Origin of the sequence: Bifidobacterium mizhiense (assembly GCF_020884755.1) — a bacterium.
Classification (GTDB): domain Bacteria; phylum Actinomycetota; class Actinomycetes; order Actinomycetales; family Bifidobacteriaceae; genus Bombiscardovia; species Bombiscardovia mizhiensis.
This window is the reverse complement of sequence record NZ_BPWE01000005.1, coordinates 85214-105988: the sequence shown is the minus strand read 5'-3', so window position 1 is coordinate 105988 and position 20775 is coordinate 85214. Positions and strand designations below refer to the sequence as shown.

General features: G+C 61.2%; 12 protein-coding genes. 2 read left to right on the top strand and 10 right to left on the bottom strand.

Annotated elements, in window-relative coordinates; translation table 11 throughout:
• Positions 1–388 precede the first annotated feature (388 nt).
• Positions 389–1333 (bottom strand): thioredoxin-disulfide reductase, encoded by a 945-nt coding sequence (gene trxB / locus LPC22_RS07430; protein ID WP_229133338.1) that lies wholly within the window; start codon positions 1331–1333, stop codon positions 389–391.
• A gap of 109 nt (positions 1334–1442) precedes the next feature.
• On the opposite strand from trxB, the gene LPC22_RS07425 reads away from it, so the two are divergent.
• Positions 1443–1793: a hypothetical protein gene (locus LPC22_RS07425; RefSeq protein WP_229133337.1), complete on the top strand. Its 351-nt coding sequence runs from the start codon at positions 1443–1445 to the stop codon at positions 1791–1793.
• Between the two features lie 1124 nt (positions 1794–2917).
• Here the strand turns inward: LPC22_RS07425 and LPC22_RS07420 are convergent.
• The 5 genes from LPC22_RS07420 to LPC22_RS07400 form a co-directional block, all read right to left on the bottom strand.
• Complete coding sequence (locus tag LPC22_RS07420) at positions 2918–4132, bottom strand: D-alanine--D-alanine ligase family protein (protein ID WP_229133336.1); 1215 nt, start codon at positions 4130–4132, stop codon at positions 2918–2920.
• Between the two features lie 3 nt (positions 4133–4135).
• Positions 4136–5419 carry an aminotransferase-like domain-containing protein gene (locus LPC22_RS07415; RefSeq protein WP_229133335.1) on the bottom strand — a complete coding sequence of 428 codons (1284 nt, stop codon included), beginning with the start codon at positions 5417–5419 and terminating at the stop codon, positions 4136–4138.
• Positions 5420–5659: 240 nt separating this feature from the next.
• The gene (locus tag LPC22_RS07410; RefSeq protein WP_229133334.1) at positions 5660–9880 is read right to left on the bottom strand and encodes a murein biosynthesis integral membrane protein MurJ; all 4221 of its coding nucleotides are present in this window, start codon (positions 9878–9880) and stop codon (positions 5660–5662) included.
• Complete coding sequence (locus LPC22_RS07405; protein WP_229133333.1) at positions 9877–12090, bottom strand: DUF6049 family protein; 2214 nt, start codon at positions 12088–12090, stop codon at positions 9877–9879. Before LPC22_RS07405 ends, LPC22_RS07410 begins: the two co-directional genes overlap by 4 nt.
• Positions 12087–12755, bottom strand: coding sequence for an NUDIX hydrolase (locus LPC22_RS07400; protein ID WP_121914869.1), 669 nt, complete (start codon positions 12753–12755; stop codon positions 12087–12089). The genes LPC22_RS07405 and LPC22_RS07400 overlap by 4 nt, the downstream gene beginning before the upstream one ends.
• A gap of 81 nt (positions 12756–12836) precedes the next feature.
• Between LPC22_RS07400 and LPC22_RS07395 the strand changes: the two genes are divergently transcribed.
• Entirely contained in the window at positions 12837–14261 is a 1425-nt protein-coding gene (locus tag LPC22_RS07395; protein WP_229133332.1) for a CCA tRNA nucleotidyltransferase, read from the top strand.
• Between the two features lie 109 nt (positions 14262–14370).
• Here the strand turns inward: LPC22_RS07395 and LPC22_RS07390 are convergent, their stop codons facing one another.
• From LPC22_RS07390 to rsmA, 4 genes are all read right to left on the bottom strand, one after another.
• Positions 14371–18114, bottom strand: coding sequence for an RCC1 domain-containing protein (locus LPC22_RS07390; RefSeq protein ID WP_229133331.1), 3744 nt, complete (start codon positions 18112–18114; stop codon positions 14371–14373).
• A gap of 230 nt (positions 18115–18344) precedes the next feature.
• Positions 18345–18956, bottom strand: a complete 612-nt coding sequence (locus LPC22_RS07385; RefSeq protein ID WP_229133330.1) for a LytR C-terminal domain-containing protein — start codon at positions 18954–18956, stop codon at positions 18345–18347.
• A gap of 10 nt (positions 18957–18966) precedes the next feature.
• The gene (locus tag LPC22_RS07380; RefSeq protein WP_229133329.1) at positions 18967–19887 is read right to left on the bottom strand and encodes a 4-(cytidine 5'-diphospho)-2-C-methyl-D-erythritol kinase; all 921 of its coding nucleotides are present in this window, start codon (positions 19885–19887) and stop codon (positions 18967–18969) included.
• A complete protein-coding gene (rsmA, locus tag LPC22_RS07375; RefSeq protein WP_229133328.1) occupies positions 19884–20765 on the bottom strand; it encodes a 16S rRNA (adenine(1518)-N(6)/adenine(1519)-N(6))-dimethyltransferase RsmA in 882 nt (293 codons plus the stop codon). The genes LPC22_RS07380 and rsmA overlap by 4 nt, the downstream gene beginning before the upstream one ends.
• Positions 20766–20775: the final 10 nt, after the last annotated feature.

The following is a 20775-nucleotide window of genomic DNA, read 5'->3' as shown; positions in this document are numbered from 1 at the left end:
GTACTGGAGTGGTTGCTTATGTCTGTGCTGTGTGCCGGCTAAGAGGTAAGTCTCCGCTTAGATGTGGTTCTAGATGAAGCAAGGTTCCTTTCCTGGCAGGGAAGTAGCATACCTAAGCTAGCAAGGTCTGTAGGATTTTCGACGCGGCGTTGGGGGGGGGGGGGGGCTGGGTTCTGTAATGTCTCCTTAGCAGAGAGTAGTTATATCAGCAGGAGACGATAGAAAAAGCTGTAGGGTCAGTGATGTTTCTGTTGAGCGGGCTATTTCGTCGTAACCAATAGACAATTAAGTGCAACTGAATAAGCTGCTGAAATAGTCGATAAACGAAGTGCCTGGCAATCTTAAACTGCCAGGCACGTAAATTCTTGTTTGCAGGGCGTATCAGGTCTTAGCGGTTATCCAAACTCGTAAGATACTCTTGGGCATCCAAGGCTGCTCGGCAACCCATGCCAGCAGCAGAGATGGCCTGACGATAGACTTTGTCGGTTACGTCACCAGCGGCAAAGACTCCGGGTGTGGAGGTCTTGGTTGAACCGCCCTTGACCAGGATATAGCCGTCCTGATCCAAGTCGACTTGTCCTTTGAAGAAAGCAGTCTGGGGGGTGAATCCGATGGCAACAAAAACTCCATTTGCTGGAATATTTGACTGCTGGCCAGTTGCTGTGTTGCGCACATCCAAAGAGGTTACACCGCTACCGTCACCGTTGATCTGCGTGACGACCGAATCGAGAAGGAAGTTGATCTTGTCATTGGCCTTGGCTCGGTCCACCATGATTTTTGAAGCGCGGAAGCCTTGGCGACGGTGAATCAAGGTGACAGAAGAACCGAAACGGGTCAGAAAGTCTGCGTCACTCATGGCAGAGTCGCCGCCGCCAACGACCACAATCGGCTTATTCTTGAAGAAAAATCCGTCACATGTGGCGCAGTAGGAAACACCTCGCCCAGAAAACTCGCGCTCTCCAGGAATCTCCAATTTTCGATATTGCGAACCAGTGGTGATAACGACAGCTCGAGTTTGGTATTCTTCACCGCCATCGGTAGTGATCCGTTTGATATCTCCACTCAAGTCAACTGAGACGACATCGTCGTACTCGATCTGAGCACCAAAATGTTCGGCCTGCTCGCGCATCTGATCCATCAGATCCGGACCCAATACCGCTTTTGGGAATCCAGGGAAATTCTCTACCTCTGTCGTGTTCATAAGCTGACCGCCGGGCGTTAGGGCTCCAGCAATCACCAGTGGAGCATATCCGGCTCTTCCAAGATAAATGGCGGCCGTGTAACCTGCTGGTCCGGACCCTATAACAATGGCATCATGAACAGTTTGCTTCATAACGCTACTGTATCCATGCAGGATGACTGGGGCACACGCGGTGGGCGAAAAGGGCGCTACTTATCTCACAGTAGGTCTGTTTCTGACAGAAGCAGGTTATTCTTAAACTATGGAGAAAACCGTGATAGTGGCCATCGTAACCAATCTTGGGACGATTCTGGTGCTGATCTGGTTTATGCTCCGAGTTGATCGGTTGCTGCGGGAGCATCCTAGTCATCAAACAGATAATAAGAGTGAGGATGACAGCTGGCATAGCTGGCGTTTTTGGAATCCTCCAAGCTCTGATGACAATGAAGACGAGTTGGGCGCAGATTCTCCGATAACAGATAAAAACCTTGTCGCTGATGATGACATGTCAGTTAGATCTACCGACCGGTATGCATCCTCAACTCAGGAAGAACTTGGTGAAAGTTCCTCGCGCGGATCGAACAAGAGCGAGGAAAGCAGCAGAGATGAGTAAGGCATATTGAGCAAGGCCGAGGACTGCCCAATTGTAGTAGGGTGCGGTTTTAATCGCTTGTTTGATCTTATGAAGTATGGCCTTTGAACAAGGATGGATCCCCTTGGATATATTAATCCACTGATTTGCAGGGTATCTATGGGCATTTATCTATGAGCCCTAGAGTGCGTGGGGGAAGCAAACCGCGTCAGCAAGATGGCTTAATAAATGAAATCTGATCGGAAGATGTGTTCTCAGCGATGAGGATTGACAAATAGGGGCAAATGAACCGGGATAACTATGCCGGTGAACGAATGATAATTTGCAGGTGAAGACTCAACCCTCGCTCGAAGTTCTTGCTGGCATAGTTGAAATGGATCGATTCTCGACGCTATAAAAGCAGCAAAACCTACATGCAATTACGCGTACTTTGATAGAAAAACTTGGTATAACATCTTCAGCAAAATCAGGCAGCATCCGTAGTGATTGCAATCCTGCGAGGGTCGTCTTCTTTTTCAGTCGACCATTTCTTTATTCGACTCGCACTTTTAAGGTGCAGGATTCGCTGTCGGTCATAGGCCGTTATACCGTTTGAGGCTCTCGCTGGAGTTCGTGCAGTAAGTTGATCACCCCAGAATGTTTCACGTGAAACATTGGATACCGACCGCGATTGCATTCAAGGGTGTGAACGAATACCGCGGTTTCCTGTTAGTTGAGTCTCGGAGGACGACCAGTCATTGCAGCATCGGCAATCCATTGGTCTGCGTCGATTTTGCAAATCGGTTTGGTTGACAATATAAAACCGTGATCTGACTGAACATGCCCTTCGATCAATATCGGCTTTGGCTGAGTAGCAAAAGAGAAGTGGAGAGTACATCAGAAGTGGGGAGCTGGGCATATCGAATAGAAGGCGAGAAATAATCGATGATGAGTGGCGAACAATGAACCACTGCCATTGTATGGCTGGGAAAGAATGCTAATGGGAATCTGGTGCCCGCCCTGTATGCTATCTGCTGTGCCTGTATTGCAATCGGCGTATATTGCAGATCCGCCTGACGCATATTGTACAAATTGCACATCATGCATCAGGCGGACCTTGTACGTGCTAGCCGAACGATAGGCAGAACCAGAGGGGCTTTAAGGTCTCAATCGGTTCGCTTTTGATTCAAAACTGATTGAACCAATGCCGTGTATAGCTCTGGCAGATTGTAGCCAGCGGCCTGGGCTGACTGTGGCAGAAGCGATGTGTCCGTCATACCGGGCGCCACATTGGACTCCAGGAATTGCGGCTGACCTTGGGCATCAACGATGAAATCAGTTCGTGAAATATCGCGGAGCCCCAGAGCCCGGTGAGCGGTCAGTGCAGCATCGCTGACAGCCTGTGTGGTCTTGGCATCCAGTCGGGCTGGAACATAGAACTCTGTCGGGCCAGGTGTGGAACGAGCCTCGAAGTCGTAGGTGCCTGAGGGAGTCCAGATTTCAAGCGGAGGCAGAACCAGTGGGTGTCCGTCAAACTCGAGGATGGACACAGAGACCTCGGTGCCCGTGACAGCCTGTTCAATCAGGGCTACATCACCGTAGGCAAAGCAATTGATCAGCGCCTGGGTGAGCTGGCTCTGCTCCGTCACCATGGTGCAACCCATGGCTGAGCCGCCCATGGTGGGTTTGATGAAGAGTGGAAGTCCTAGCGAACCTAGAAGCATATCGATAACGGGTTCGACACCCAGCTCGCGGAACATGGACTCTGGCAGCGTCACGGAATGCGGAGTGTGCAAGCCGGCCATGCGGACGACGTTCTTGGCGATGGGCTTGCTCCAGGCGGTCCGGGAGGCCTTGGCCCGGGATCCGATGTAAGGCAATCCGGCCATTTCCAAGACGTCACGGATGGAACCGTCCTCACCGTTGGCGCCATGCAGCAAAGGCCAGACCAGATCAGGGCGGGTCGACTCGTCGGTCAGGTAGGGAAGAAGCGAGCCATCCATGTCGTGGACCTGGACTGTCCACCCGGCCTCCTCCAGGAATCCCTGAACTCGATGACCCGAGCTGATGGAGACATCGCGCTCATGGCTGAGGCCACCACAGATCACCAGGAGCGACTTATCAGCACGTTTGGTGGCCTTGCTGGCCAGGGAGGTGACATCGTCCATGGTGACTGGCGTGGCCTCACGGATGGAGCGATGTGAGGTCCGCCTGGCTTTTTTGGCCACCTCGCTGGCACCTGTGGCTGAAGTGGTGGCCGCAGCGCTGGTCGGACTTGCGACCGTGGTCGTCTTCGTGCTCGCGGTTGTCTTGGCCTTGCCGGTTGCCACGGTTTTGCCGCCGGTCTGCTGCCGAGGTGTCTTGCTGTGCTTGGCCGCCATGATTCAGCCCCTTTCCTTGTCGCCGTCAGGCTCGAACAGCCGGACGGTGGCGAGTTCGTTCTCGATGACTGTGGACAGTCTGCGTATTCCTTCCCGGATCCGATCGGGGGTGGGGTAGCAGAAGGACAGGCGCATATGATCCGCGCCCTCCCCGTTATCGTAGAAGGCTGTGCCTGACACGTAAGCTACCTTGGCGGTGATCGCTCTGGGCAGCATGTCCTTGGCGTTGAGACCCTGGGGTATCTTCAGCCAGATGTAGAAGCCACCCTTGGGTTTCAGCCATGAGCAGTAGGGCAAATATTCCTTCAAAGCCTCGTCCATGGCATCGCAGCGTTCCTTGTACATTCCCCGGTAATCGTTGATCTGCGATTTCCAGTCGAAGTTGTCCAGATAGGTGGTGATGGTCATCTGGCTCATGTTGGAAGGACAAAGGATGGCTGACTCGTTGGCCAGAACCAGCTTCTGTCGGATGCCAGGAGGCGCAACCATCCAGGCCACGCGCATGCCTGGGGCGATGATTTTGGAGAAGCTGCTGAGATAGACAATGCCCTCGGAGTCGTAAGAGCGCAGGGCCGGATAGGTCTGCCCGTCGAAGGCCAGTAGTCCATAAGGATTGTCCTCGACAATAAGCACATGGTACTTTCTGGCGATCTCGATAACTCGCGGCCGCCGCTCGACACTCATGGTGGCGCCGGCGGGATTGTGGAAGTTGGGCACGGTGTAGAGGAACTTGACCGCTTTGCCTTGACGGCGCTGCTCAAGAATGGTCTCTTCCAGAGCCTCGGGAATCAGTCCGTCTCCGTCCATGACCACGTTGACCACATCGACCTGGAAGGACTGGAAGACGCCCAGGGCGCCTACATAGTTGGGTGCCTCAGCCAGCACCACATCGCCCGGATCGCACATGATTCTAGTGATCAGGTCCAGTCCCGACTGGGAACCGTTGACGATGACCACGTCATCCGGCTGAACGTCCTTAATGCCTTCCAGCTCCATGATGGGCAGCACGTCCTCGCGCAGATGGGGATCGCCCTGTGCTGACCCATACTGCCAGGCCACCTGGCCCTTGCTCCGCAGCATGTCGCCAAGCTGGTCGGCCAGTTTATCGAAAGGCATCCGGCCCAGGTAGGGCATGCCGCCGGCCAGGGAGACCACCTCGGGTCGATTGGCGACAGCGAAGAGAGCGCGAATTTCGGAGGCGCGCATCTGCTCGGCTCGTGCTGCATAGGAGCTATACCAGGGATCGTTCTTGATGACCTTGGGTGCGATATTGGGATCATCCGCCATGACTGACTTCCGCCTTCCTGCCGCCGTTGTCTAAGGAAACTGTATTACCTGCAAGGGCTTTGTTGGAGGAAAAATCCAACACATTACCATTTCGGTACACCCATGGTCGGAACCCCGCCTGGGATTCCTTCCCATTTTCCAGGAACTTTCAATCCTAGCTGCTTTCAGGATCGGCAACAGCAAGACAGCAGCAAGAATGGACAGCCAAGTGTTCCAGCCAGGGACGTGTGGAGGACCTGCTTAGAAGGCCTGGACGGACGTGAAGCGTAGGGAGTTGCCCGGCATGCCGTCCATGGGCACCCAGACGACCAGATCCTGGGTCGTGACCGGCTCACGCAGGGTGACCTGGGTGGTGCCCGAGGGATCGAAGCTGAAGTCGGCCAGCGGCTGCCCCTGGTTGGGCTGGGCCGCTGTGGAGTTCGCGTAGATCTGGGCATGGCCGCCGCTCTGAGGCATGACGATGGTCAGGCGGGAGACTTCCTCCGGCTTGGTCAGGTGCATGTACCATCCGAAGCCCTGCAGGCCGGCGGGCTTGTTCAGGAAGAGCTGCCGATCCGACTGATAGGCTGTGGTGTTCTTGGGCTTGGGCGGATTGGGAACCTTCTTGGCCACCTTGTCAGCATGGCTGACCTTGTCGGTACCGGCCTTGGCCTTGCCGTTGGCCTTGGCCTTGCCATTGTTGGAAGTTGTCGCCTCCTCGTCCCCATCGGTCCCACCGGGGAAGGGGACGTTGGACATGACCGGCCAGCCGCCCTCCTCCTTGCCGACCTTGGGTCGGGAGCCGGAGATGGTCGAGATCGCCCACACCAAGGCCACTACGATGATTGCTGCCGCTACGGCAATGACTACGGAGCGAGTCGTGAAACGGCCGAATAGACGCGTGTCGGCCATATCTGTCTCGTCATCCAGATCCTCGTCCTGGCTATCGTCCGGAAGTTCCGAATACGTCACCGGCGCTGGCATGGAGTGAATTTCGGGCGTGAAGCTGGGGGGCAGAGGCTCCATGACCGTGGTCTGCTGCTCTTCTTCGTCAAAATCGCGCTTCTTGGAGGATCGGGGTGCTCGTTCGGCATCCTGATTCGAGCGGTCATTCTGCCGCTCTTCGTATGCCTGATCGGTCGAGCCGCCGGCCACGCGTGCATGGGTTCTGTCGTGTGCCTCGGCGTCATCCTGGCGCCGGGCATGTGTACTCTGTGGGACGGTCTGTGAGGCGGTCCGGCTGGATGCCGCCCTGGCCTGACGACCGCCGGTCTCATCGCTTTTCTCGTCGCTGGACTTGTCAAAGTCCCACTGGGTGAAGCCGCGCTCCACGGGATTGTCGGCGGTCACGCCGCTGCCGCTGATGGCCTCGGGCGGCCGATGCTGATCGTCTCCCACGGTCGGCATCCGCCCAGTCACTGCTTTGGACTCCTCGTCATTCAAGGCAGCGGGCCTGGCAGTCGTCGTCCTGAGTGCGCTCACATCCATGGCCGCGGTCTTGCGGGAGCGGCTGCTCAAGGAGCGCAGCCGTTGACGTTCGTCGAAGAGCGAGAAGAGGTCGGTGTCCGTGTCTTCGGGATTGAGCATCTCGATTTCGCTCCGGCCGGGGAAGAGCAGTTGGTTGGTCTTCCAGTGCGGCTCATTATGGGTCACAGTCTGTGCGGCAGGCAGGGCTGAGGAGGTCAGCCCATCGGGCAGGGGCAGTACATCCTTGGGATCCACCGGTCTCAGAGCCACGGTCTCGATGGAGGCGCGGCCGTCCATCTCAGGCCAGATCAGATCGCTGTCGGTCAGTTCCTCGGGAGGGATCCAGGGGCTGAGCAGTGCCGACAGCTCGGCCAGGGTGACCAGGGGCACCGGCTTGGCCCCCTGATCATCAGTCAGTCCCAGTCCGCGCATACAGATGATCCTGAACTCCCCGGGTGTGTGTTTGGGAAGCGCTTGCAGGCTGGGCTGTCGTCCGTCTTGGTCGGGTCGGCGGGTCAGCATGGCGTAGAGCACGCCAGCCAGTTCGCGTATGGCATGCTCCTCGTCAGCCAATCCCGTCTCGTTCGGGACTGACGGGTGCGCGATCATGGGCGAGATGGGGGCATCGGCCAGGGTGATAGAGGCCGGCGCCAGCCTGATGGTACTGGTTGAGACTGCATAGTCGACCATGCCGGCGGCATGCAGTGTGCGCATGGCCTCGGTGACCTCACCCATGATGGTGCCTATGGCCCGGTCGCTCAACGTCTCGCCGGCGGGCCCGTGCATGTAGTCCCTCAGGGACATGCCGGCATCGGGAGCGGTGACGATCAGGGAGACCCCGTCCCTGGTGTGCAGCTGGTAGACCGGGGTGAATCGGCGGTCCTTGCTCAGCGCCAGGCCGGAGGCGTTGACGTTGATCAGATCCGTGCAGGTCGAATCGCCGGCGATAAAGAGCTGGCAGTCCCTGTCCAGCACCTTGTCCTTGGCCCGCCAGACGCTCAAGCCGTTGGCACGGCGGAGCAGGGTGACCAAGGTGTATCTGCCGAGGATGGTGTCTCCGATATGCGCGTTCATGCTTGCCGAGCTCTCATCAGAAGTGGGGCGTCGCCTGTGGTTGGCGACGCCGTGGTGGACCGTGCTGTTCCTAGGCACAATCCTAACGGGTTGCGGGGCCGGAGGGGCTGGAGGGGGCCCGGCTGTCGCGGATTCTCCATCAGTGCCGGGCTCGCGGGTCTCTTCGAAGTTCTCCAGAGCCGCGTCCATGCCAGGCTGGGTGGAATCAGGAGAGGAGGAGTGCACCACCCTGACCGAGCGGTCGGCCAGTCGGGAGGGCCGTCCGTCCAAGGCGTCCAGGCTGCGGACCGGGTGCCGGGCCGTCCTGCCCAGACGGCGGGCCAGGTCGACCATGAGCTGGGTGAATTCCTCGGTGCGTAGCGCAACCAGGGTCACGGCGTAGATGGCCGCTGTCAGCAGGGTGATGACCACGCAGATAAAGAGTGCCTGTACCCAGCTCATGTGGCCTTGCCGGTCCTGGACCCAGGCGCCGACCAGGCGGGTCAGCGGAGTCTTGACCGTCAGGGATGCCGCCAGTGCCAGACCCGCCGCTAGGAAAGCCTTGGCGTAGGTGCCAAGGATGCGTCGGCCATCCAAATATCCCTGGAAGGGCCTGCGCAGCATGCCCGCCAGCATGGGGAAGCTGAGGATGTTGCTCAAGGACAGGCTGAGTCCCACCAGGGCCGCCCAATAACGGGGAGGGGCCAGGCGGATGGATGCCAGGACCAACACCACCTGGATGGTGTTGGAGACGGCCGCGAAGATGAAGGGATGCCTTCCGTCCTCGAAGGCGTAGAAGGTGCGCTGAATGAGCAGGAAGGCGCTCATGGGCACCAGCCCCAGGGATAGACCTATCAGTGGTCCCGAGATCAGGACTGCCTCGTGGACGCCCACGGAGGGTAGCAGGGCACGGGTGATGGGCACAGGAATGGCCAGCATGACCGCAGTGAAAAAGAACATCATCAGCCCGACATTGCGCAGGGCCTGGCTCAGATCCTCGCGGGCATCCTCAATGCGGCCGTCCGAAACCGCCTTGGACAGCTTGGGGAAGATGGCCGTGCTGACAGAAACGGCCACCAGGGAGTATGGCAGGATGAAGAGGGTGTAGGCGTTCTGGTAGGAGCCGTTGCCGGCGATGTCCAAGGGGTTGCCCTCCAGGGGGGCGCCATTGTTGATGCGGGCGTTGATCACGTTGGCCAGCTGGTCGATGACCACCACACCCATGCTCCAGGCCGCCACCGATCCCATGGATCGCAGGCCGATGCCCCGCAGGCCCCAGCGCGGTCGATAGCGGAAGCCGCTCATGATCAGGGGGATGAAGAGGACCAGCGCCTGGAAGGCCACTCCCAGGGTCCAGGCTCCGGCGGTCAGGGCCACCTTGCCGTTGTCCCAGAAGCCCACCGGCTGGCTGCGGGCGTTGCCGAACAGGAGGATGAAGACCAGGAAGCCAAGGCAGCTGATCAGATTGGCGCCCACCGAGCTCCAGGCGTATGCGGTGAATCGGCCCTTGGCGGCCAGGATCTGACCCAGTACCGTGTAGAGCCCGTAGAAGAAGACCTGGGGCATGCACCAGAGGGTGAAGGAGTTGGCCAGAGCGCGCTGTGCGGGGTTCCACTTGGAGTTCAGATAGATGGTGGTCAGCACCGGGGTGCCCAGCATCAGCAGCAGGGTCAGCAGGGCCAGGAGAACCATGGCGACGGTGATCAGCTTGTTCAGCCGGTCAGCCGCGTCCCTCTCCTTGAGGGTGCGTACGATCTGCGGGACCAGGACGGCGTTGAAGATGCCGCCCGAGATCAGGGTGAACATGACCTGGGGGATCATGGCGCCGGTCTGGTAGGCATCGGCTGCGATCCCGGTGGTGCCTATGGCGGCTGCCAGCAGGATGGTGCGGATCTGCCCGGTCACCCGGGAGGCCGCGGTGCCCGTGGCCATGATGGCGGAGTTGCGCCCTACGGAGCTCATTCGTCCGGGTCCTTCGTGCGGTGGAACTGCCGCCAGAGCCCCAGGAGCCCCAGGAGCACAGCGAAGACAATGATGAGCAGGCCGCTCATGTCGCTCAGACGCAGATTGCTGGTGATCTGAGCCCGGCGCATCTGGCCGAAGGGACGGCCCTGGCTGTCCAGCAGGCCGATGTCCACGTTGGCCCTGCCGGCAGTCGCCACTCTGACCTTAAAGGTCACTTGGGCCTCGGATCGGGCGGGAATGACCACATCCGCCAGGCGCGAGGTGACGATCTCCATGGAGTCGGTTCGTGCGCTGATGCGGGCGTGGACCGGGTAGGGATGGCTGTTGCTGACGGTGACGGGCATGGAGGCCGTCTCGCTGACCACGTTCAGGGACTCGCTGGGCGTGATGCTGATGCCGTCCAGGAGCCGGTGGGATATGGCGCCGGCCTGATCGGCCAGGCCGGCGGCGGCTGGGGTTCCGCCCAGGGACTTCAGGGCTAGATCGTCGTGGGCGGCGGTCAGCCGGTTCAGCCACTGGTGTGGATCCTTGGGCTGGCGGGCGGTGGTGTCAGCATCCTGTCGGGCCAAGGCCTGGCTGTCGGCCTTGCCGGCCGTGGCGCTGGCAGAGGGCTGGGCGGTCTTCTGATCATCGGCCAGAATGGAGGAGGCGAACCGGTCGATGTCCGCCCTGCTGGCGATCAGGGAGTCCAAGGTGGCTGCCGAGCTGTCACCATGTTTGGCGCCGCCCTGACCGTCATCGGCTTCGAGGGCCTTGAGCAGGCCAGATGAGCCGCCGGTGAAGTCGGGTGCTCGCATCAGATTGTCCATGGGTTCCAGGTGGATCCAGGGAGCGTGCTCCAACTCGGTCATGATCCTGTCCGCATGCTGAGTGTCCTGATCAGCATCAAAGCAGACCATAAGGGAGCGCTCGGCGTAGGGCTGTTCCATCTGATAGAAGGCGCTCTGGGCCATGAAGCGTGCCGTCTGCCCCGCCTGGGTCTGCTCCCCGGTGGCCCGCGTGGAGCTGGGGTTGCCCCTGGCCAGGTTGCTGAGTTCGCGCTGGGCCGACAGGACGGTCACCTGTCCGGCCTGGGTGTCGATGGTGTACTTGCCGGTGTGGGCGGAGGTGCCGGCTCCTACCTCGAAGCCCTGCGGGGCAATGACCGTCTGGTAGCCGGCGCGGCGGGCTGCAGCGATGGATTCCATGGTCCATTCCTGCCTGCCCTGCCAGGCGTATGTGCCGGAAGCGGCATCAGGATAGAGCTTGGCTGCGGTCTGGGCGCTCCAGGACTCGGGGGTGACCCCGGCCTTGGCATAGCGATCCTGGTTCTGGGAGGCGTATCCGGTGATGTCGAAGTCTGCTGGCTGGATCAGCCCCTGGATCTTGGGACGGTTGGCGAAGGCGGACAGGTAGACCGGATCGCCCAAGGCCTGCAGGGCCCCGTGCTTAGCCAGCAGCTGACTCTGATCTTCCTGGCGGCGGCTCCCTTGACGGGTCAGTGTCACGCTCTGGTCTTTATTCTTGCCCGGGTCTGACTCGGATTCGGTACCGGGCTGGGTCATCAGCGCTGTCATGGCCTTGTCGTCAATGTTCCAGTCCGAGGAGATCAGCGGCATGACCATGGTCAGAGACAGTGCAGGGGTGCCAGCAGTGGGCAGTCCATCCCATGTTCGGGTTAAAAAGGTGAACACGTCGCCCAGAACCCGATTCTGACCGTCGCTTAGGGAAAGTCGGATGGGTTTGGGCCCCCAGCTGGTCATCTTCTTGATCGCGCCTTGATCAGCCGGCACATTGACTGAAACCTCAGTGCTCTGCCCGGCCGGGATTGTCGGTACGGTCTGTGTACCCAGCACGTCCGGGGTGGGGATGCGGGCGTGGCCTTCGGACCAAGCCTGCATGTCGGCCCGGGAGCTGAAGGAGTACAGGGCACTGGTGGACACGCTCAGATGGGCATTTTCCATAGGCTGGTTCGCGGTGTTGGTCACCGTAGCGCGCAGGGCATAACCGGATTTGTCAGTCACCACAGGCGTCGACCAGCGCAGGGCCACTTCGGCCGAGTTCTGATGATTGGGGGCAGCCAGTGCCGGTGTTGGCAGCCAGGGAGTCACCACCAGGGCTAGCAGGAGGACGATCGCCGGTAGGATTCGAGCCCACCCGGCCCATCGATTGAAGGCATGGGTGCGCTGGCTGGTGCGCCCGCTCGGGCGCAGAGGGGTCTGGATCATGGCTGTTTTTTGTACTTCCTCGCGTAGAGCCAGGCTATTTTACGCTCATTAGGATAACTGAGCACCGAGGTCAGGTCGGAAAAGTCCACCCAGATGGCATCTTCGGCCTCGTGATCAGGGTCGCCCTCCACGCTCAGGGATCCGCCGATCATCCGCAGGACGAAATGGTGGACCAGCTTGTGGACCCGTTGGTTGGTTCCGGTGAACCAGTAGTCGATGGTGGCGATGGAGTCGGTCACCCTGCCCAGTATCCCCGTCTCCTCGTGAACCTCGCGCACGGCCGTCTGCTCGGGTGTTTCCCCCTTCTCGATATGCCCCTTGGGCAGACACCATTCCAGGTGGCCCGAGCGGGAGTGCCGGGCGATGATGGCCACCCGGTCATGTCGGTCGAAGATCAGCCCACCCGCCGAATACTCTCGCACTACGGGCAGTTCCTGGGCATCCAGGGAGGCAAAGGTGGAAGGTCCTGAGGCATGCTTATGCCGAGGCATGAGGGCAGGCGTGGGTATGTCATCCTCGGTCTGTATGCGCTCGCGAACCCGCGGATCCAGACGTTCGCTTACGGTTTCCACAAGATGGTCCTGCCCCTGCTGTCCGCGGGCATGGGTGCCCGCAGAGTCGGCGCTATGTGCAAGCATGCGCGCCATGTCCGCGGGCGTAATCATACTCCAACTCTACGTAAGGTAATGTGCAGGTGGGGTAACGGTATGCTAGTAGGCGCATCAACTCCGTAGGAAAGGGTGAGCGTGGATTTCCAAGTCTGGCCGGAGGCCATCGAGCTCGGACGCCTCTTCGCCGAGCAGGGATATGAACTGGCGTTGGTAGGGGGTCCTGTACGCGATCTGCTCCTGCACCGGCCCTCCCATGACCTGGACTTCTGCACCTCGGCCCGGCCCGAGCAGTTCGAGCCCATCCTGCGTCACTGGGGGTCGGGCTTCTGGGATATGGGGCGCAAATTCGGCACCCTGGGTGCGCTTCGGCGGCGTCCAGACGGCACCGAGGTCAAGGTGGAGGTGACCACCTACCGGCGAGACACCTACGATCCCGACTCCCGCAAGCCCGAGGTGGACTATGGGGACAACCTTGAGGGCGACCTTTCACGGCGTGACTTCACCGTCAACGCCATGGCTCTGCGGGTGCCCGATCTGGTCTTCGTAGACCCCTACCGGGGGGCCAACGATCTGGCCAAGCAGGTGCTGCGAACCCCGGTGGATCCCCGCCAATCCTTCGACGATGACCCCTTGCGGATGATGCGGGCCGTGCGGTTCGTGGCCCAGTTGGGATTCACCATCGCACCGGAGACAGCCGAGGCCATCACCCGCATGACCGAACGAATCAGCATCGTTTCGGCCGAGCGGATTCGCGATGAGCTGACCAAGCTCATGCTGGCCGACCACCCCGTCCAGGGCATCGAGGCCTTGGTACAGTCCGGCTTGGCCGACATCGTTCTACCTGAGATCCCAGCCCTGCAGCTGGAGATCGACGAGCATCACCGGCACAAGGACGTCTTCGAGCACACCCTGATGGTGGTGGACCGGGCCATCGCCCTGGAGACCGGACCTGACGGACCTGTGCCTGCTCCGGACCTGACCCTGCGTCTGGCCGCCCTGCTGCACGACATCGGCAAGCCCGCCACCAGACGCTTTGAGCCCGGTGGCAAGGTAAGCTTCCATCATCACGACGCGGTCGGGGCCCGGTTGGCCCGCAAGCGCCTCAAGGCCCTGCGCTTCGACCACCATCTGATCGCTGACGTCTGCGACCTGATCTCCATGCACCTGCGTTTCCACGGCTATGTGGACGAGCGGTGGACCGATGCGGCCGTACGCCGCTACGCCCGGGAGACCGGTCCGCTTTATGAGCGGCTCAATCGCCTGACCCGGGCCGATGCGACCACCCGCAACAAGCGCAAGGCTCAGGTCTTCTCCTCCGCCATGGACGAGTTGGAGGACAGGGTGGCTCAACTGCGTCGGCAGGAGGATCTGGATGCCATCCGGCCCGACTTGAATGGACAACAGATCATGCAGATTCTGAACCTCAAGCCAGGACCGCAGGTGGGACGCGCCTATCAGCACATGCTGGACTACCGTCTGGATCAGGGCCCGGTCGACCAGCAGACAGCCGAGCAGGAGCTGCGGGACTGGTGGAAGAGCCAGGACCAGGGCCAGGCCTGACCTGCATTCTGCGGGTTCGGATGCCCGCATTATATGTGGAAGATGTTTGCCTGGTCATCAGGTGCCAGGCTGGTATTGGCTGTGATTGTTGTACGGCCCGGACTGTTGCTTACTTGTGTGAAGTGTTCATGCTGCCTGTCGTGCGGGCCTGCTTTTGGCGGCTTTTGGCGGCTGTGGCGGCTCCTGCGGTGAGCAGTCCTATGGCGAGCAGAAGGAGCATGCCGTCGCCTCCGGTCAGGGGCAGGCTGGCGATGGGCAGGTACCGGTAGGTGTTGCCCTTGTCGGTTTCTTGCTGCTTGCCATCCTGGGTCCAGTCGATGGCCACGGGCGCCAGCCCCGGCGTGTAAGGGGGAGTGGTCACCTTCCAGGTGCCGTCGGGGCTGGGCTTGAGGTCCTTGCCTGCGGCGAGGCACGTGCCCTGCTCCTGATTCTGGCCGAAGCATACGCTGGTGGTCTGCGGCTCTCCGGGGAAGCCGACCGGTCCCGGCCGGCTGGCCGGCCAGGCGTTGGAGGGGGCGCGCCCCAGCTGACCGTTGCCATTGTTTCCCCAGGTGTAAAGCTGGCCGTCGGAGCCGATGGCTGCGGAATGATACCATCCCACGCCGGATTGTTTCCAGGCGAATCCCTTGGGTGCCCCCTGGGGCTTGCTGACCAGGGTCGGCGTCTGCCGGTCGGTGGTGGTGCCGTCGCCCAGCTGGCCGCTGATGTTCCATCCCCAGGCGTACAGGTTCCCATCAGATCCGGAAGCTACAGAATCCCCGTCGCCTAGGCTGGCTTGTGCCCAAGTGAATCCATTGGGCTTCGCGATCTGAATCGGCGTCTGCCGGTTGGTGGTGGTGCCGTCGCCCAGCTGGCTCTCGGAGTTTCTTCCCCAGGTGTACAGGCTGCCGTCGGAGCTGATGGCCGCGGAATGATGTTCGCCTAGGCTGGCTTGTGTCCAGGTGAATCCATTGGGCTTCGCGATCTGAATTGGCGTCTGCCGGTTGGTGGTGGTGCCGTCGCCCAGCTCGCCGTACTGGTTGTCTCCCCAGGTGTAGAGGTTGCCGTCGGAGCCGATGGCTGCGGAATGCCAGCCGCCGAGGCTGACCTGTTTCCAGGTGAATCCTTCAGGAGCGTCTTGGGGCTTGCCTATCAGGACTGGCCTGTTCTGGTTGGTGGTGGCGCCGTTGCCGAGCTGGCCGTACTCGTTGTACCCCCAGGTGTAGAGGTTGCCGTCCGAGCCGATGGCTGCGGAATGAAAGCCACCCAGGCTGACCTGTTTCCAGGTGAATCCTTTGGGTGCCCCATCGGGCTTGTTGACCAGGACTGGTCTGTTCTGGTTGGTGGTGGTGCCATCGCCCAGCTGGCCACTGCCGTTGTCCCCCCAGGCGTACAGGTTGCCGTCGGAGCCGATGGCTGCGGAATGCCAGCCGCCGAGGATGACCTGTTTCCAGGTGAACCCATCCGCCGCACCCTGAGGCTTGTCGACCAGGGCCGGCCTGCTCCGGCTGGTGTTGGTGCCGTCGCCCAGCTGTCCGTCGTCGTTGCCTCCCCAGGTGTAGAGGCCGCCGTCGGAGCCGATGGCTGCGGAATGGTTGTAGCCCAGTCTGATCTGGTTGAATCTGATGCCTCGCTGTGCGGGCGGAGTCAGGGTCACCTCGGTGCCGCCGGTCTCGGGCCCATGGTCCGGGCTGATGGACCAGTGCTGCGTGTCTTCCCTGGTCCAGTGGGCGGTCAGGGTGGTGTCATGGGTGACTGGCTGGCTGAAGTCGTAAGCGACATCGCCTTGGAACCAGCCGTCGAACAGGCAGCCTTCGGCCCTCGGGTCCGGGTAGGGGCGTTCCGCCTGCCCGTCCTGGGTGACGGACTGGCTGGGGGGCATGCCCGTGGGGGCGGGGCAGGAATCGTTTTTGGAATTGAAGCCGACTTGGTATTGGGGGGCGATGTATGTGTATTGCAGGTGATCGTCCGGCTGCGGCCCGTTCCGGCTCCAGCCGACCGTCACGTCCACGCCCCCCGGCTCATTCTTGGGCGTGGATGCCTGCCAGGTGCCGTCTTGGTTGGCCGTGATTCCTGTGGCCTTGGCCTGGCCGAACAGGACGCTGGTGGGAGTGACGGCGCCGGGGAAGTTGACCATGCCCGGCCTGGTCCAGCTGGTGGTGGTGCCGTTGCCCAGCTGGCCGTTGCCGTTGACTCCCCAGGTGTAGAGGTTGCCGTCCGAGCCGATCGCTGCGGTATGGTTGCATCCAGGGATCGTGTATTTCCAGGTGAACCCGGCGGGTGCGCCTTGGGGCTTGTTGACCGGGATTGGCCTGCTCCGGGTGGTGTTGGTGCCGTCCCCCAGCTGGCCGTTTTCATTGCTTCCCCAGATGTAGAAGTTGCCGTCCGAGCCCAACGCCTCAGTATGCCAGTCGCCTAGGTTGACCTGTTTCCAGGTGAACCCGGCGGGTGCGCCTTGGGGCTTGTTGACCAGGGTCGGCGTGTGCCGGTCGGTGTTGGTGCCGTCGCCCAGCTGGGTTCTGTAGTTTTGCCCCCAGGTGTAGAGGTTGCCGTCCGAGCCGATTGCCGCGGAATGCTGCCAGCCTATGCTGACCTGTTTCCAGGTGAACCCGGCGGGTGCGCCTTGGGGCTTGTTGACCAGGGTCGGCGTGTGCCGGTCGGTGGTGGTGCCGTCGCCCAGCTGGCCGCTGAAGTTCCATCCCCAGGTGTAGAGGTTGCCGTCCGAGCCTATAGCTCCGGAATGATTGCAGCTAAGGCTGGCCTGTTTCCAGGTGAATCCTGCTGGCGTGCCTTGGGGCTTGTCGACCTTGATCGGCCTGGTCTGGTTCGTGGTGGTGCCGTTGCCCAGCTGCCCATACTGGTTGTTTCCCCAGATGTAGAGGTTGCCGTCCGAACCGAATGCTGCGGTACTCAAGTCGCCTAGGGTGAATTGTTTCCAGGTGAATCCTGCTGGCGTGCCTTGGGGCTTGTTGACCGGGGCCGGTGTGTTCTGGTTGGTGGTGGTGCCGTTGCCCAGCTGGCCGCGGCCGTTTTGGCCCCAAATGTAGAGGTTGCCGTCCGAACCGGATGCCGCGGAATGGTCCCAGCCTATGCTGACTTCTTTCCAAATGAATTTTTCCGGCGTGCCCTTGGGCTTTTTGACATGGACTGGTGTGGACCGGTTGGTGTTGGTGCCGTCGCCCAGCTCGCCTGCGCCATTGTCTCCCCAGGTGTAGAGGTTGCCGTCCGAGCTGATGGCCGCGGAATGAAGGCCGCCCATGCTGAGCTGGCTGAGTTTGATGCCGCGTTGCGCGGGCGGGGTGAGGGTGACCTTGGCGCCCCCGGCTATGGGCCCTTGGCTGGGGCTGATGGCCCAATGGCCGTCTCCCTTGGTCCAGTGGGCGGTGAGGGTGATGCTACCGGTGACGGGCTGGGTGAAGTCGTAGGCGACGTCGCCTTGGAACCAGCCGTCGAACAAATATCCGTCCCTGGTGGGGTCGGGGCTGGGCCGACTGGCCTGGCCCCCGTCGGGGATGGTCTGCCTGCCAACGCTGCCGCCGCCTGCCGTATCGAAGCTGACCGTCCAGGTTGCGGAGGACCGGGCCTGGACGGCATCAGCATCGCCGGCAGTGTCGAGCGTGGGTGAGGAAGGCATCGGGGTCGTGTGGTTCAGGGGCGAGGACGTTGGCAGGGGTGAGGACGTTGGTGGGGAAGACATTGGTGGGGAGGAGGACGGCGATACGGTCTGCGGGCTATCATCCCCCTGCTGTTTGTCCAGGGTGGTGGGCGTGGCTTCTTCGGATGGACTGTCGGTACTCCCGGCCAAAGCGGGTGTGCAGGACAGGGCTAGGAGAAAGGCCAGGGCTGCTGCTGCCATGCCCGAACGCTGACGCATGATGAGTTGACCCCCTTCTTCGCAGAGCCTGTACAGCATCCCCCGGACATCGCACTCAAAACTGTGCTAAAAAGCTATACTAAGAAACTGTATCAATTCCCCAAACACCCACGACCCCAAGGTGTTACACCTACTACCATACCATGCGCGCAAACGCCTCCGGTTGAAGGTTCTACAACAGCCGGGTCCGCGCTCCTGGGTGGGATGCCAGGCCGGCAATTGCTGCGGTGTCAGGCCTTGGGAGCCTTGGGCAGGTTCTTCAGGGAGGAGGGGTCAGCCAGGCAGCCCTTGATGGCTTTGATGTTACGGCCTACGACAGAGGTGCTGTCCTCGTCGTTCAGATCGGTAAAGGTTGCCCCGATGACCACATCGATCAGATCGTCGCTGCGGTCGTCCATGACCAGAACGGCATCGTTGAATTGGGACCCCACCGTGTAGCCCCGATCAATGGCCGAGGCGCCAAAGCGTATCTGGGTACGCGCTGCCTCGGTCTTGCCCGGATAGTCTGCCACATCCTGCATGTTGAATCCCCGATTGCGCAGGGCCGACGCCAGGGCAGTGGCCAGACCGGACTTGTTGGTTCCGTTGAGCACCCGCACACGGATGTCGGGGTGGTTGACCAGCTTGGACTTGTCGGGCGGACAGGGCACGGCGACCCCATAGTTGGGTTTGGCGATGGTGGCGTGTTTGGCGGTATGCCCGATGGATCCGAAGATGATCAGACCACAGATGACCAGGATGACCACTAGGGCGCTGACGGCTATAGTGAAGACCATCTTCTGCCGCCGTCGTACGAACTGCCTGCGGGCCTCGCGTTCGTCGAGTGGTTCGGGATTCGTCATGTTGTCTACTCTACTGTCCATGGGTGACTCGCAGGGGAACCATCCTGGGCAGGACTGGCGAGTCAGCCTCAATGATTCTGTCCACGGCATTCTGCTCCCGCCAGAGTCTTATCAGTGTTGCCGCCTGGTCCAAGTGAGGAACCATAGCCACCACCGATGGGCCAGATCCCGAGACGAAAGCTGGCCCTGCTCCTGCCCGCCGGGCCAGATCCAGAGCCAGGAGCGAGCGTGGGTGAAGAGCGCAGGCGGTTTTTTGCAGGTCGTTCAGATCGCCGTGGCTGGGGCCGATCGCGTCGAAGGCCTTGTATACCTGGGCCGTGCTCAGCTGATCTTCATAGGCGCCGATCAGCAGGCGGCCGGTCAGTCCGGCATTGCGCAAACTTCGAGCCTCTGCGCCAGCCGGATCCAAAGGCTCCAGAACCTGGCCGAAACCCGAGCCGTGGCTGAGGCCACCATGCAGGCAGAAGGGCAGGTCTGCGCCCAGCCCGGCGGCGATCTCATCCAGTTCAGCTGCGCTCAGCCCGAGCTCCCAGAGCCGGTTCAGGCCCAGCATGGTTCCGGCCGCATCCGTGGAGCCTCCGGCCAGACCGGCACCCACCGGTATTCGCTTAATGATGCGGATGTCCACATCCGGCTGATGCCCGGTGGCCTGGGTCATGGCTAGGAGGGCCTTGACGGCCAGGTTTGCATGGGGATCAGCGTCATTGTCGGCCAGATCACCCAGATGCTCGCCCTCCATGTGCAGGCTGAAGCCGCTGCCAGGTTCTCTTGGGCGCAGCTCCACTCTGTCCAGGATGCTTACGGCGCTGTAGATGGTGTCCAAGCGGTGACGGCCACCCCAGTCCGCCCGGGCGGGTCCGACCCGAAGCAGCAGGTTGATCTTTGCCGGGCAGTCCAGGGCGATCCCCTCCCTGCCGACGGCCGGGCTCATGCGGCCACCTCGCGGCCGGCCCGCTCCAGGGCGGCGAATTCCGCAATGGTCATGGTCTCTCCACGTCGGCTCGGATCGATACCTGCCGCTTTGAAGGCCTCGGGCGACACCAGGCCCTTCAGGGCAGCATGCAGGGTCTTGCGGCGCTGGCCGAAGGCAGCGTCGATCAGAGCGAAAACCCGAATCCGCGTTCGCTCGTCCTCGCCGATGTGTCCTTCCTCGTTACGGACAAAGCAGACCAGTGCCGAGTCGACATTGGGAGCAGGCCAGAAGACGTGACGTCCGATCCTTCCCGCTTGGGTGGCACGGCCGTACCAGGCCAGTTTCAGGCTGGGGGTGCCGTAGACCTTGGAACCCGGGCCAGCTGTCAGACGATCCGCCACCTCCTTCTGGACCATGACCAGGAACCGGTTCAGATTGGCGAACCGGGCCAGGAGGGTCAGGATGATGGGAGTTGCCACGTTGTAAGGCAGGTTGGCTACCAGGGTCAGGTCGGCGGTTCTGCCCGCGTCGCCTGCCAGCTGAGGGGTCAGGGTCAGGGCATCCCGGTTGATCACAGTCAGCCGGTCCAGGGCTTCCGGCATGCGTTGGCTGACGGTCTGAGGCAGGCGCCGGGCCAGCCCGGAGTCGATCTCGTCGGCGGTCACCAGACAGCCTGCCTCCAGTAGCCCCAGGGTCAGGGATCCCAGACCTGGACCCACCTCCAAGACGGACTGACCGGGTTTCACCTCTGCCAGGCGGACGATCCTGCGGACAGTGCCTGGATCGATGACGAAGTTCTGGCCCAGGCGCTTGGTGGGATGGATGCCGGCCTGGTCGGCAATGCGTCGGATATCGGCGGCACCCAGAAGGCGGTCGTTCTCGGTTCTCGTGTTCATGTCGGTTCGC